Below are 13,329 nucleotides of genomic sequence, written 5' to 3'. Positions count from 1 at the left end.
CACAACCCATAAAAATCATTTCACCGAATAACCCTGTTTCGGTGAGTTGGGCTTATTTGGGAATGCTAATTTTAGCTCCCCCTTTTCGACCATGGGTTTTAGATGGCTTTGCCTGATATTTTGTGAGGTTCGATTTGTTAACTCACTTAAAACCGAGATAGCAATGAAGTGGTCTTTACACAATTTAATAATCACATCACGCATTTCGTCATTCGTTAATCTTTTCTTTTGATTTGCTGGTTTTGCAAATGTTAATAACTGATTTTGGAAATCCGGATCCAAAGTTTCAAGTTGATCAACAAAAGGTCGATCGAGTAAAGGACTGATAAATCGACCTTCAGGATCGCGATGTTCATCTGCACTATGCGTTAAGTTGTCTTCGCTATGCGTTAAGTTATCTTCGCTATGCGTTAAGTTGTCTTCGCTATGCGTTAAGTCTGTAGGCGAACTCAACGCATTGGAAAAAACATCTTCAGGGGAGGGTGGTTGTTCCATACCCGGCAAGCTGTAGGATTTATCTTTACGCTCCCCGCTTGCAACCAGAAAACCTCTTGACTCTAAGCGTGGGAGAGCAAGAGTTACATCTCGAGAATGCTTACTGGTTAGCTGGCAGGCTCTTTGATGATTGACCCAACCTTCAATTGCAGCGGTAGTGACGATCATCCGCTCGAAGTCATCGAGTGCATCAAAGCTAGCACCAAATAACAGGTGTAATTGTATTGAAATGTACTCGGGTATTAGGCTTGCAGTCGATAATTCGAGTAACGTTTGCTCTGTATGATCGGTCTTTTCATATAACTTGGGCGTTCGCCAGTTTGCTGATTGCCAGCCACTGTAAATTTTGGGGATACCGGAGCCTGCGCGTTCCCCAGCGCCAATATTTAAAAACATTTGATGCATACGCCGATTACGACAATCACTCTCCCCACCTTTAATGGCTATTTCTGGCGGGATTCTCATCAGTCCAGGATTGCGAAAACCAAACATATCTGGGCGTTTTACAATCAAAATAGATGCGCGGCCAGTAAAATCTGCGTGAACGAGCGTATTAACGAGTGCTTCACGTAATGCGACATGGATCAATGTATCGTCCTGACGGACACCATCTTTTATTTGGAAAGGCACCTTCAGATCTGTTGTTAACTTACGGTAGGCACGCCGGTAGAAATCGAAGATATTTCCTGACCAAGTTCCATCAGGACACAACCGGTCGACCCAACGAAGCTCTGTTTTTGCTTCAGGTCTTTCCTGGTAGTCTACAAAATAATTGGGAACAGCATCTTGAATAGCTTGCCAATTACCAAACATCAAAATGCCTGCAAGGGTCATACCTTCAACCCCCGATTGACGATCTTTACGAAATCCGCCAATTTTCGTCATGAGGTCAAAATTATTAAGTTCTAGCCAAGGATGCTGGGGCTTGGCGATAGCCAATAGTTGCTTGTAGGCATTAAGACTTTCTTGCTCAATATCATTCAAATCAAAGCCAGCAAGAATTTTATCATCCCGACTATCTTCTACCTGCTCAGCGAGCATCCGTTTAACTTGTTCCTGAGAACAATGCCGATCGCCTTCATGAAGCCGGATATAAGTCTGCTCAAGTGGATTTTTTTTCAAGAAAACGGGCTTTTGATGTCTGGATGCGGTGGGTACATGAATCACAAGGATAAGTTTATTATTCAGAAAGCTTGTTTGAACATCTGCATCAGTGATGATATTTACACTTACCAGATTTTGATTATTAAGATTATTGAACAACTCTTTTTTTATTTTTTCTGGATCATTAATACCTACTGGTATGAATTGTCCCTGTTTTTCCTTTACCCCCAGAACAACATACCCGCCACGAGTATTGGCCATTGCGCTGTAAGTGGGCCAAAAATCCTGAGGCAGCTTTCCCTGACCGTCCTGTCCCTGTGCTTGTTTAAATTCTAACTCAACAGACTCTGAAAGGGTTTGTAAGTCTATTAAGTCCGTTATTTTAAACATCAGATCTTCCTGAGGTTATGTTGAGATTAGCAAGGTAAGAAAGTTTATTATTATGCGGTAGAAAAGAATATACCTATTCCATTGTAGCTTTGGCTGTTTGAAAAATATTCACCCCCACCTTTCCTGCGCCCGCCTGAACTGTCGTCCTGACGTAAAACCTGCCGCCAGCGCGGCTTTCTCAATCCCTAAACCCTGCTGCAGGCGCTGGTGTGCAACCGCGATGCGCAGCTGTTCGTGATAGTCGCGCACGCTGATCCCCAGATGCTGCTTGAACAGGCGGGTGAGATGGCGGCTGCTGACGTGGGATTTCGCGGCCACTTCTTCCACTTGCCATGAGGATTCCGGCGTCGCAGACATCAGGTTTTGCGCGCGGTGAACGGCCGGATGCAGGTGATTACGGTAGCGTAGCCATGGCGAGAGCTGTGGATCATCCCCCGCCCGGCGGAAATAGACCACCATCTCGCGGGCGACATCCAGCGCGACCTGTGCACCCAGGCGGTTGGAAATAATGTGCAGTGAGAGGTCGATGCCAGCCGTGATCCCGGCGCTGGTCAGGATAAAACGGTCTTCGACGAAAATCCGGTTATCTTTCACCTGCGCCGTCGGCACCTGCTGGCGCAGACGGGCAATCACGTCATGGTGAGTTGTGCACTGGTAGCCATCAAGCAGACCGGCCTGACCGGCCAGCAGGCTGCCGGAGCAGATACACACCAGCGTCAAATCACCCCGTTCGATGGCGGGTTTTTGCAGCTTCAGCCAGTCGCGCGTGAGAAGGGCGATCGGACTGGCGAAGTTTTCTGCGGAGTGCTCAACGCCGGGCACCATGATAATACTGCCCGCAGCGAGATGATCCGGCAGCGGTTGCAGCCGCCCGACCACCAGACCGGTGGACATCTCGGCTTCTGCCTGCGGGCTGATGTAGTGCAGCCTAAACTGCCCGGCCAGACGTAACGCTTCTGCCGGACCGGCCAGGTCGAGCGCCATCACGCCCGGCAGCGTCACAAAATAGATGTCTTGCGCCATAGAAGCCTCTTTGTGCATCGGCGACCAAAACGTCATCTTCACACAGCCTGGTCGAGTTCCGCCAGCGCGCCATCAACGTCAGTAATGGTGGCGAAACGATCGGCCAGCACCAGTTCGGTGTGGCGTTTAATGGCAGCCGTGGAGAATACTCCGCCATCGGCGTGGGCCATCGGGAAGGTCATGGTCGCTTCGGTCACGAACGTCACCTTATAGCCAATATCCGACGCCACGCGGGTGGTGGTTTCGCAGCACTGCTCGGTGCGCAGCCCGGCGATGATCAGATGCGTGATGTCCTGTTGGCGTAGCCAGGCATCCAGCCCAGATTCCAGCAACGCATTGTGAACATGTTTGTGGACGGTTTTCGCTGGCGTATGGCTGAGGAAAGTCATTGGCGTCACCAGACCGGACCCAATGGAGAATGGCCCTTCGGGATTGACGTGGAATACATCAATCACCGGCACGCCACGGGTCTGGCAGCCGTCAATCAGGCGGCCAAGTGCGTGCTGAAATGCCGGAAGATCATCCTCCTGCCAAAAGGGGCGATGCTCGAAAGAACGTTGAACGTCGATGTTTAACAGGGCGCTTTTGGTCATTTTCGGACTCCATCTGGTGAGTGTATGGCCAGTGTGCACCTGAAATTATGCGGGGAGAATGCCAAAAACGGACATGATGATGGCCGGGGCGGACGACCTGCGCCGTCCGCCTGGGAGATCAGATTTTTTGATCAGCGCGCCAATGATGATAATCGATATGGTCGGCCTGAAAATCGCAGGCTTCGGCGTTGCCGGTCAGGCGGTAGGCCAGTTGGAAAGCGAAATCAAACGCCAGTCCTAATCCTTTTCCGCTCAGTAGGTTACCGTCCTCGACAAAGGATTGATTCACGTACACGCCGTCTTTGACGTCTTGGTATAAATCGCCGGAACAGACGTAACGGCGACCTTTGAGCAGATTATTGCCGCCCAGAACGCGCGCAGCCGCAGAACAGAGCGGGCAGATCCATTTACCGGCATCATCGTGGCGGCGGACAAATTTCACCACCTCTTGGTTCGCCGCCAGCGCCACAGAACCTTCCGGTCCACCGGGCATCACCACGGCATCAAACAAACGTTCGCCTTGTGCGCTCAGCAGCTCATTGGCCTGCATCTGAATGCCGTGATAACTGCGCAGCGTCTGGTTTTTCTGGCAGGCCAGCGTGGTGACCTGAATCTCCAGCCGCTCCAGAATATCGAGCACGATCACCGCCTCGCCCTCTTCAAAGCCGTCTGCCAGCAGCAGTGCGACCTGCTTTTTGGCGCTGTCTTTTTGCATAAAAAAATATCCCCATGACATAAAATCAGAGGGATATTTTAAAATGAAACATCGTTTTAATATTGTGATTGACTCAGCAGAGTCAGAACACCAGTTGCACTTTCGACGCTTTGGATTTATCCAGCGCGAATTCCAGTGCTTCAACCAAATCTCCCTGCGGGAATTCGGCGGAGAGCAGCGGCATCGGATCGACGGTTTGATTCGCCAGCCATTCCACTGCGGTGTTGAACTCTTCGGTGAAGCGGAAGCTGCCGACCCAGTTAATCTCTTTGGCAATCAGCATCATCAGTGGGAAATCGTTGACTGCGCCGCCCATGCCGACCTGTACCAGTGTGCCACGGGCGCGGGTCACTTCCAGACAGCGGCGGATGGAAGAGGGATGACCGGAGGCATCGAAAGAGACATTAAAATAGCCTTTTTCGGCCTGATACGCGGTGAAATCGCCGTTTGATGCGTCCAGTGCTTTGGTCGCACCGACGGCCAGCGCCAGCGTGCGGCAGCGTTCACTGGGATCGGTGACGATGATTTCTGCCGCGCCTTTAGCTTTTGCGGCTAATACAATCAGGCAGCCGATCGGGCCGACGCCGGAGACAAACACCGTTTTCCCACGGATATCACCGGCTTGGTTGACCGCATGAATGGCCACCGCCAGCGGCTCGGCGAACACCATCAGCCGGTCGCTGACCTGATTATCAAAGGCAATGCACTGGCTGCTGTCGACGATTTTGTACTGAGTGAACGCGCCGTTGATGTGCGGGAAATACATGGCGCTGCCGAAGAATTTCATGGTGATGCACTGATTTTCATCGCCGGACAGGCAGTACTTACAGGCTTTACACGGTTTACTCGGATTGAGCGCGACTTTTTGTCCAGGTTTCAGGCGGTCAGTGTCCGATTTTTCCACCACGCCGACCACTTCATGGCCGAGCACCATGGCTTCGCGCACCTTAAAATCGCCCACCTGACCATGCTCGTAGTAGTGCAGATCAGAACCGCAGATGCCGCCACGGGTGATTCTGACCAGCGTTCCCTGGCCCTGATAATCAATTTTCTGATCGACCACAGAGACATCTTTTTTACCGGTGACGACGCAGGATTGGGTGTCAATATTCATTATTTTTCACTCTTTATTGGACGCCGTGACGACAGCATTTACGGCAGGATAGGGACCAGTAAAGAGGGTTTGGCGGGTCAGAAATGTGACCGACGTCACTTTAAGCCGTGTTACGAAAAGCTGTTACCCAGAACTTGAACGGCCTCAACTTTTACGTCGCCTTTTGCCGCGAGTAACGGAGAATAAAGTGGGTGATCAGCCCGCCAACCAGTCCCCAGAAGGCCGAACCGACCCCGAGCAATGACAGCCCGGAGGCGGTGATCAGAAAAGTGACGATGGCGGCATCACGCTGGCTCTCTTCTGCCAGGGCGCGGTGCAAGCTGCCGGAAATCGTCCCGAGCAGAGCCAGCCCGGCGATGGTGTGAATCAGTGGCGTCGGCAATGCGGTAAACAACATGCCAATTGAGCCACCAAACAGACCCGCCAGCAGATAGAATCCTCCCGCTGCCACGGCGGCCATATAGCGCTTTTTCGGGTCAGGATGCACATCCTCACCCATGCAAATCGCGGCGGTAATGGCGGCGATACAGACGGTAAATCCGCCGAACGGGGCCAAGATCAACGCCACCAGCGCAGTCCATGAAATCAGTGATGATACCGGCGGGTTATAACCATGCGCCTTGAGCGTCGCGATGCCCGGTGCGTTCTGTGACGCCATGGTGACCACGAAAAAGGGAATGCCGATACCCAGCAATGCGGCGAGTGAGAAGTGCGGCATAACAAATTCCGGCGTGGCAAATGTCAGCGTCTGACCCTGCAAGGCGATATCACCCTGCCACGCGGCAACAATCAGCCCGGCGGCCAGCGTCAGGACAATCGCGTAGCGGGGCAGCAGGCGGCGGGCCAGCAGATACGCCAGACACATCGCGCCCGCCAGTGGGAAATTGCTTTGCAGCGAGGTGAAAGCGTCCAGCCCGAAGCGCAGCAAAATGCCGCCGAGCATCGCTGCCGACAGTGCCTGCGGAATATATTGCATCAGCCGGGCGAACAGGCCAGTCACGCCGCACAGCAGAATCAGCCCGGTGGCAAAAATAAACACCCCGATGGCGTCGTTAATCGAGGTTCCTGGCAGGCTGGTGACCAGCAGTGCCGCGCCCGGCGTGGACCAGGCCGTCACCACCGGCGTGCGATACCAGAGCGACAGCCCGATAGAGGTCACGCCCATCCCGAGGCCCAGCATCGTCAGCCATCCGCCGATTTGCGCTACGCTGGCCCCTGCCGCTTCAGCGGCCTGGAAGATAATCGCTGCCGAACTGGTATAGCCCACCATCACCGCCACAAAACCGGCGATCACGGCGGAAAAGGTGAAATCCTTTAATCGGGAAGTCATGAGTGAAAATCCTTCTGGTCAGGCGACGACGGCGGTATTCTGTTGTGCGTTATAGCGCACAGGGGATGCGCTCAACATATCACCGTGCGTTATAACGCACAACACCCATTCAGCAGCCCGAATGAAGGGAGCCAGATGCAAGAACTCGCCCAACGGATAGGCAAACAACTCAAAACGGTGCGTGCCGAACGTGGCTGGAGCCTCAGCCAGACGGCGGAGAAAACCGGCGTGAGTAAGGCGATGCTCGGCCAGATTGAGCGCGGGGAATCCAGCCCGACGGTGGCGATGCTGTGGAAAATCGCCAGCGGGCTGAATGTCTCGTTTTCAGAATTTATCGAAACGCCACCCAAACTCTCCTCCACGCTGCACCGCCATGGCCTGCTGGCGACGTTTGACAGCGAGACTTCCGGTATGCGCGTGGTGCCGCTGTTTCCTTTCGATGTTGCCCTGCGTATGGACATGTTTCTGATAGCGATGGATCCGGGCGGTATCAGTGAATCGTCACCCCATGAGAAGGGCGTCATTGAACATGTGATCGTGCTTGAGGGGCAGTTAACGCTGGAGGTGGATGGCGTCATCCGCACGCTTCACGCCGGTGAGGCGCTGCGTTTTGCGGCGGATTGCCCGCATGCCTACCGCAATGAAAGCGCAGATACCGTCCGTTTTCATGACCTGATACATTATCCCCACACCTGGCCCTGATGGCCTGTTACCTGTGGCATCTGTTTATGTGGGGAAAGCATCCTATGAGTTCATCACAAGAGGTTAGCGTGCGTCCATTAATGCCCGCTGACCGTGAAGGTTGGGAAATTCTGTGGCGCGGTTATCTGGATTTTTACCAGTCAGAGCTCGATCCGGCACAGTTCGACTACACTTTCCAGCGCCTGTCGCAGCCTGACTATGTCAGCATGTTTGGCTATGTGGCGGAGTATCAGGGAAAGTTGGTTGGGCTGGTGAACTGCATCAATCACGATCATGGCTGGCATATGCAGCAGGTGGTCTATTTGCAGGATCTGTACGTTGACGACAGCGCGCGCAAATTGGGCATCGGGCAGAAACTGGTGGAAGCGGTGTACGCCTACGCGGACCAAAACGACAAAGCCAACGTCTACTGGACCACGAAAACCTCTAATCATACCGCCCGCAAACTGTATGACCGGATCGGTGTGCAGACGGATTTCATCAAATATCAGCGCTGATCGGCGCTGTTATCTCGCTTTTAGCGCTTTTACCATGGTCAGATTGGTCGGCGCATAGCCCAGGCCGGCATACAACGCCTGCGCTCCACTGTTGTGATAAAACACATTCAACCCGATGGATTTCAAACCCAGCTCGCGGACTTTCTCTTCCAACTGCAAAAAGGCGGCACGGGCATGGCCCTGACGGCGAAATGTCTCAAACACTGACACTTCATAAATAAACGCGCTGCGCTCGCCCTGACGATCGCTGACCGCAAACCAGATATAACCGGCAGTTTCCCCTTGGCTATCCGTTTTAATTTCAAACAGATAGTTGTCCGGCGTAGCCGTGCCCTGAGGAAGTAATCGGGCTATTTCACCCCGTGACCTGTCCAGGGCATTTTCCGGCGGCCAGCGGCCTGATTGGACATTCTCTTTGGCATAATCGTCGGCCATTTTCTCAAGAAATTGCAGGAAAAAGGTGTCGCTCATGGGGGACAATACAGTCATATGATCAATCCTTGGTCGGCTTTTTATACGGCGTCACAAAACATTCGCTGACGCTGGTACCGTTGGTTTCCACGGTGGTGATGACGTAGCCCTTATCGTTGAGGACAATCGAGCTGTAAGGCAGATCCTCTTGTTTGGCGCTGGTCATCTTTTCAAACTCGCGGATAAGTTTAGCTTTTGCATCGGCCTGTTCGGGTTTATCCATACCTGACACGTCGATAAAGGCCTGTTTAAACGTCGTGCTCAATCCGTTTTTCCCCGCCCGGCTCTCGACGATGGCTTTCACATTGGCCGTCACGTCGTTGCCCAGTAAAAACATGCTGACTATCTGATAAGTCAGAACATTGTTTTTCTTACTGACCACAAACCCGTTCTCAAAAGATTTCATTTTCAGGTTGTTGGGATAGGTGAATTCATCTAAGCAGATCGTTTTGTCGCCAACCTTAAACTGATTGAATCGCGCTTTGATCTCCTTGGGGGATGAAGCCTGCGCTGCACATACCAGCAACGGCAGGAGCAACGCAAAGGCAAGGTTCCGTTTTTTCATGGTCTATTCCTGGAGTAAAAACCCGACATCAGGGGATTTCAGCAGTATAGGGAGATGGCTGTGCTAAGCGAAACGTTTAATGCATCGGTGTGGTTTATCCAAGACACATCCCGCGTTCTGCGTTATGTTTTTCATTCTTAAACTTTTCCGCCATTTCAGGAGTTCCGATGAGCCAACCTTTGCTGACGCTTTATTCCGATGCCAATTATTTCAGCCCCTACGTCATGTCTGCCTTCGTGGCGCTGACCGAAAAAGGCATTCCCTTTGAGCTGGAAACCGTCGATCTGGCCGATGCCGAAAACCTGAAAGATCATTATTCGGCCATTTCCGTGACCCGCCGCGTTCCGACGCTGACCAACGGCAGCTTTGTCCTGTCTGAATCTTCCGCCATCGATGAATACGTTGAGGAGTTGTTCCCGGCCCCGACGTTTCCGGCGATTTACCCTGATGATGCGGAAAAACGCGCCAAGGCGCGCGAAGTCCAGGCGTGGCTTCGCAGCGATTTAATGCCGATCCGCGAAGAGCGTTCAACCGAAGTGGTTTTTGGCGGCAAAAAATGTCCGGCGCTGACACCCAAAGGTCAGGCTGCGGCGGAAAAACTGATTAGCGCCGCCGAGCGTTTACTCGAAGACCGTGAAAATTTGTTCGGCGAATGGTGTATTGCGGATACGGATTTGGCGCTGATGCTGAATCGTCTGCGGCTAAACGGTGATGCGATACCTGAAAAACTGGCCGCTTATGCCGAAGCCCAATGGCAGCGCCCGGCGGTCAAAGAGTGGCTGGCATTGTCGGCTAAATAGAATGACGAGCGCAGCAAGCTGGGATGCTTACTGCGCTAACACCTCATGCAAGTCGTTTAGTGAGGTAAAATCGTGTATGGGCGGACGGCGCATCAGCCGGTGCGCGGATATCTGCAATGTAATCTTCCAGCGCTAATTGCAGACTATAGCCCATACGTTCATAGAAGGGCCGGGCCTGAAAACTTAATGTATCGACCAATGCATAACGGCAGCCACGCGCTTTAGCTTCTTCTTCCGCTTCGTTGATCAACTGCGTGCCGACGTCTTTACCGCGCAAAGACTCATCAACCCAAAGTATCTGGATGTACATCCAATTACCGACGGTTTCAGCCACAATGCCGGCCTGTTTCTCGCCATTCTCATCCTCTACAAAAATCCCTAACGCACGGAGTTTTTGCTGCGGAACAAAGTTGCTGTTGAATTTACGCATCCTGTTTTTAATCTCTTCAACATCGCGATCCGTTGGCGCGGCGGTTATCCGTGTTTTCATGACGACTCCTTTTGATGAAAGTAAGCCTCAGAATAGTAACGCGTTGTAACATATGCAATCGATGGGATAAAAAAAGTCTTAATAGAAGGGGGCGATGCGCGGTTCACCAATGGCGTCTATTCATAACGACAAAAGCCTGTGGAGTGCTGCCATTAAGATGGCGCGTTCCACAGGCTTTTTGACGATCAGTACCGTCGGGTTTTACTGAATACGCTTATTTATAGATTTCAGCGTCAGCGTGCATACGGTTGTTACCGGTCACGGAGAGGATGCGGTAAGAAGAGGCACCGGCGTCAGCTGCCTGAGCGGCCAGTTTGCTTTCCAGACCCCCCAACGTGGTTGGGCCAGCAACGGAGATCACGCCGATTTTCTGCGCACCGTCAGCGGGTTGTGTAACCTGCTCAGCGGCAAAACTACCGAAAGAGATCAGGGAAAGGGTAGCAGCTACAGCAAAAATTTTGACGTTTTTCATGATGATTATTCCATTCAGGTTATGAGATAGAAAGGTGGTTGCCTTTCGATGTGTGAATAATAGGCCTGTTCGGTGCGCATGAAAAACGGATTGATTTGAGGAAGTCATTCAAAAAAATTGGTCTACTTTTTACGCAATTTTACAGCCCGCTGCGGCCGATTGACGAAACGTCCTGGCCGTTTACACCGGCTGAAAAACACAGCATAAATTGACGGAAAATTGCCCTTCCCCCTGATTTTGAGCGGGTTTCCTGATCTCTGCTAGACTTCACTGTGTAGGGTAAGAAAAGCAGTTTACGGTTGATTATTCGCAGCGCCGAAAACAGAACGACATTCGTTCCGTGATGGTTAGCGCCATATTGGCTCAACAACATTCACGGTAACGACATTTATTTGGAGGAGTGTGAAATGGGAATTTTATCCTGGATTATTTTTGGTCTGATTGCAGGTATTTTGGCCAAATGGATCATGCCGGGTAAAGATGGCGGCGGGTTTATCCTGACCGTTGTTCTGGGCGTCGTCGGTGCCGTGGTTGGGGGTTATATCAGTACGTTCTTCGGTTTTGGTCGCGTAGATGGTTTCAACTTCGGCAGCTTTATCGTCGCCGTGATCGGTGCGCTGGTGGTGCTGTTTATCTACCGTAAAATTCGCAGCTGATAATATTCTGCTTCGTCTGAACGTTGAAAAGCCGCGCCGGTCGCGGCTTTTTTGTGTCTAAAAAACTCAGTCCACCGGCGAGGAGGGCAAACGCACAATGTCCTGATTATCGGTTCCCATCCAGTAGACCCCTTCTTTGACCCAGTAAGGCCCTTCGATGAAATCCAGCAGATCCGCGTACTCTTCGTAGAGCCGTGCGCCCTTTTTGTTATAAACCCGGATATACCCTGAATAATGGCCGCCGTCTCCCGGCATGGTCATGCGCGGAATAAAGTCGTAGGTTTTAAATTCCCGCGCCACATACTCTTTGTTCGGGCTCCACTCTTCAGATACCAGCGTGCCTTTTTTCCACCACAGATAACTTCCGGCAATCACCAGTGCCAGCGCGGCAAACATTACCCAGCGCTTACGGCCACGCACCAGGGCTTCCTGACTTTTGATTTTTGGCATTAGCTGGACTCTGCGCTTTTACGAGGTCGCCCGCCTTTTTTACCGTTCTCACGGCTGGCACTGGCTTTTAATGCGCTGCGCATTGCACCATTAATGGAGGCGACAATTTTCTGTAAATCGCTGGCATCGAAAAGGATCTTTGCCAGTAATCCCGGTAGATAAATATCCACATCACAGGCGGAAACACGCAGTGCCTTGCTGAATCCATCAACTTCAGCGGTATTAAGCTGCTCCGCAGTGGCATGCTCAAGTTCTTTAATCAAATCAATATTGATGAGATATCCAACACCATTGCCATGCATAATCATAAAGGCATGCTGCTGTGGCCGGTATTCCACTGAAACCGGGCGGGAAGGGTCTGTAGCCGTTTGTTTTCCGCGCTGCAGCGCCGCTTCAAATTGCGTCAGTGTTGCCATGTATTTTCTCCCACTCAGTATTGAGCGTGATGACATTTGCTTCTAAAAAGCGAAACAAACTTTTGATCTCTGCGAATGTGCTCACTCGATAAATTTCCATTGTGTCGTAGTTTAATGAGTCACGGGTAAAAGCTAACTTGATTCTTTGGTCGCCGCGCCTCAGATGAACATGGCGCGGCGGATGATCATGGCTGTAAACCATGATTATCCATCCTGAAAAACGAAGAATTGTGGGCATGAGTTTATCCATAAACCTAGCAGTTAGGTTTATGATGCGCTCGTGGGACTCAAATAGCTATTTTTTTGCACAACCCGAATCGTGGGGCTGTGAGGGAAAGTTAAATCGCCACCAACCCCCGCACGCCCTCGGCCTCCATTTCCTCGCCACGACCGCGTTTTATGATGCTGCCGCGCGACATCACCAGATAGCTGTCGGCCAGATCGGCGGCGAAGTCGTAGAATTGCTCGACCAGCAGGATCGCCATGTCGCCTTTGGCGGCCAACTGTTTGATGACCGCGCCGATCTCTTTGATGACCGAGGGCTGAATGCCTTCGGTGGGTTCGTCGAGGATCAGCAGGCTGGGTTTGCAGGCCAGTGCGCGGCCAATGGCCAGCTGTTGCTGCTGACCACCGGACAAATCACCGCCGCGCCGATGCTTCATTTCCAGCAGGATCGGGAACAGGTGGTAGATTTCGTCCGGCACCTGTTTGGCGTTGCTGCCGGAAAAGCGCGACAGCCCCATCAGCAGATTTTCTTCTACCGTCAGACGCGGAAAAATCTCGCGACCCTGCGGGACATAGGCGATGCCAGCCTGCACGCGCTGATGCGGTTTGCGGGTGTTGATCACCTGATCCTGCCAGCTGATGGTGCCGGATTTCGCCGGGATCAGCCCCATCAGGCATTTTAGCAGCGTGGTTTTACCGACGCCGTTGCGCCCGAGCAGGCAGGTGACTTCGCCGATTTTTGCCTCGAATGACAGGCCACGCAGAATGTGGCTGCCGCCGTAAAACTGATTCAGTTCATTGACTTGCAACATGCGTTTCTT

18 protein-coding genes are annotated in these 13,329 nt (G+C 52.1%); 4 read left to right on the top strand and 14 right to left on the bottom strand.

Annotated elements, in window-relative coordinates; genetic code table 11:
• Nucleotides 1-15: 15 nt before the first annotated feature.
• The 6 genes from EAH77_RS21715 to EAH77_RS21690 all read right to left on the bottom strand — a co-directional run bounded on the left by EAH77_RS21715 (nucleotide 16) and on the right by EAH77_RS21690 (nucleotide 6,764).
• Nucleotides 16-1,989: an RNA-binding domain-containing protein gene (locus tag EAH77_RS21715; RefSeq protein ID WP_140474995.1), complete on the bottom strand. Its 1,974-nt coding sequence runs from the start codon at nucleotides 1,987-1,989 to the stop codon at nucleotides 16-18.
• Nucleotides 1,990-2,097: 108 nt separating this feature from the next.
• Entirely contained in the window at nucleotides 2,098-3,012 is a 915-nt protein-coding gene (locus EAH77_RS21710; RefSeq protein ID WP_140475047.1) for a GlxA family transcriptional regulator, read from the bottom strand.
• Between the two features lie 38 nt (nucleotides 3,013-3,050).
• Nucleotides 3,051-3,605 (bottom strand): cysteine hydrolase family protein, encoded by a 555-nt coding sequence (locus EAH77_RS21705; RefSeq protein WP_140474993.1) that lies wholly within the window; start codon nucleotides 3,603-3,605, stop codon nucleotides 3,051-3,053.
• Between the two features lie 118 nt (nucleotides 3,606-3,723).
• Nucleotides 3,724-4,320: a DJ-1/PfpI family protein gene (locus tag EAH77_RS21700; RefSeq protein ID WP_140474991.1), complete on the bottom strand. Its 597-nt coding sequence runs from the start codon at nucleotides 4,318-4,320 to the stop codon at nucleotides 3,724-3,726.
• Between the two features lie 82 nt (nucleotides 4,321-4,402).
• Nucleotides 4,403-5,434: an L-idonate 5-dehydrogenase gene (idnD, locus tag EAH77_RS21695; RefSeq protein WP_140474989.1), complete on the bottom strand. Its 1,032-nt coding sequence runs from the start codon at nucleotides 5,432-5,434 to the stop codon at nucleotides 4,403-4,405.
• Nucleotides 5,435-5,585: 151 nt separating this feature from the next.
• Nucleotides 5,586-6,764, bottom strand: coding sequence for a benzoate/H(+) symporter BenE family transporter (locus tag EAH77_RS21690; RefSeq protein ID WP_140474987.1), 1,179 nt, complete (start codon nucleotides 6,762-6,764; stop codon nucleotides 5,586-5,588).
• A gap of 135 nt (nucleotides 6,765-6,899) precedes the next feature.
• On the opposite strand from EAH77_RS21690, the gene EAH77_RS21685 reads away from it, so the two are divergent.
• Nucleotides 6,900-7,466 (top strand): helix-turn-helix domain-containing protein, encoded by a 567-nt coding sequence (locus EAH77_RS21685; RefSeq protein WP_140474985.1) that lies wholly within the window; start codon nucleotides 6,900-6,902, stop codon nucleotides 7,464-7,466.
• Between the two features lie 44 nt (nucleotides 7,467-7,510).
• Nucleotides 7,511-7,963 (top strand): GNAT family N-acetyltransferase, encoded by a 453-nt coding sequence (locus EAH77_RS21680; RefSeq protein ID WP_140474983.1) that lies wholly within the window; start codon nucleotides 7,511-7,513, stop codon nucleotides 7,961-7,963.
• Nucleotides 7,964-7,972: 9 nt separating this feature from the next.
• Here the strand turns inward: EAH77_RS21680 and EAH77_RS21675 are convergent, their stop codons facing one another.
• Entirely contained in the window at nucleotides 7,973-8,452 is a 480-nt protein-coding gene (locus EAH77_RS21675) for a GNAT family N-acetyltransferase (RefSeq protein ID WP_140474981.1), read from the bottom strand.
• Between the two features lie 4 nt (nucleotides 8,453-8,456).
• Nucleotides 8,457-8,999 (bottom strand): hypothetical protein, encoded by a 543-nt coding sequence (locus tag EAH77_RS21670; protein WP_140474979.1) that lies wholly within the window; start codon nucleotides 8,997-8,999, stop codon nucleotides 8,457-8,459.
• Nucleotides 9,000-9,166: 167 nt separating this feature from the next.
• Here EAH77_RS21670 and yfcF point away from each other — a divergent pair, with 167 nt between their 5' ends.
• Nucleotides 9,167-9,799, top strand: coding sequence for a glutathione transferase (gene yfcF / locus EAH77_RS21665; RefSeq protein WP_140474977.1), 633 nt, complete (start codon nucleotides 9,167-9,169; stop codon nucleotides 9,797-9,799).
• Between the two features lie 43 nt (nucleotides 9,800-9,842).
• Here the strand turns inward: yfcF and EAH77_RS21660 are convergent, their stop codons facing one another.
• Both EAH77_RS21660 and bhsA read right to left on the bottom strand, forming a co-directional pair.
• Nucleotides 9,843-10,289 (bottom strand): GNAT family N-acetyltransferase, encoded by a 447-nt coding sequence (locus tag EAH77_RS21660; protein ID WP_140474975.1) that lies wholly within the window; start codon nucleotides 10,287-10,289, stop codon nucleotides 9,843-9,845.
• 214 nt (nucleotides 10,290-10,503) lie between these two features.
• A complete protein-coding gene (bhsA, locus tag EAH77_RS21655) occupies nucleotides 10,504-10,761 on the bottom strand; it encodes a multiple stress resistance protein BhsA (protein ID WP_140474973.1) in 258 nt (85 codons plus the stop codon).
• Nucleotides 10,762-11,168: 407 nt separating this feature from the next.
• Here bhsA and EAH77_RS21650 point away from each other — a divergent pair, with 407 nt between their 5' ends.
• The gene (locus EAH77_RS21650; protein WP_140474971.1) at nucleotides 11,169-11,417 is read left to right on the top strand and encodes a GlsB/YeaQ/YmgE family stress response membrane protein; all 249 of its coding nucleotides are present in this window, start codon (nucleotides 11,169-11,171) and stop codon (nucleotides 11,415-11,417) included.
• Between the two features lie 66 nt (nucleotides 11,418-11,483).
• Here EAH77_RS21650 and EAH77_RS21645 read toward each other — a convergent pair whose 3' ends face one another.
• The 4 genes from EAH77_RS21645 to urtE form a co-directional block, all read right to left on the bottom strand.
• Complete coding sequence (locus EAH77_RS21645) at nucleotides 11,484-11,867, bottom strand: hypothetical protein (RefSeq protein ID WP_140474969.1); 384 nt, start codon at nucleotides 11,865-11,867, stop codon at nucleotides 11,484-11,486.
• Nucleotides 11,867-12,283, bottom strand: coding sequence for a DUF2442 domain-containing protein (locus tag EAH77_RS21640; protein WP_140474967.1), 417 nt, complete (start codon nucleotides 12,281-12,283; stop codon nucleotides 11,867-11,869). Before EAH77_RS21640 ends, EAH77_RS21645 begins: the two co-directional genes overlap by 1 nt.
• Complete coding sequence (locus tag EAH77_RS21635; protein ID WP_161985840.1) at nucleotides 12,261-12,485, bottom strand: hypothetical protein; 225 nt, start codon at nucleotides 12,483-12,485, stop codon at nucleotides 12,261-12,263. Before EAH77_RS21635 ends, EAH77_RS21640 begins: the two co-directional genes overlap by 23 nt.
• A gap of 136 nt (nucleotides 12,486-12,621) precedes the next feature.
• Nucleotides 12,622-13,320 (bottom strand): urea ABC transporter ATP-binding subunit UrtE, encoded by a 699-nt coding sequence (gene urtE, locus EAH77_RS21630; RefSeq protein WP_140474963.1) that lies wholly within the window; start codon nucleotides 13,318-13,320, stop codon nucleotides 12,622-12,624.
• Nucleotides 13,321-13,329 lie beyond the last annotated feature (9 nt).

This window comes from Ewingella americana, assembly GCF_006438725.1.
Taxonomy (GTDB): domain Bacteria; phylum Pseudomonadota; class Gammaproteobacteria; order Enterobacterales; family Enterobacteriaceae; genus Ewingella; species Ewingella americana_A.
This window is presented reverse-complemented; position numbering and strand designations above follow the sequence as displayed.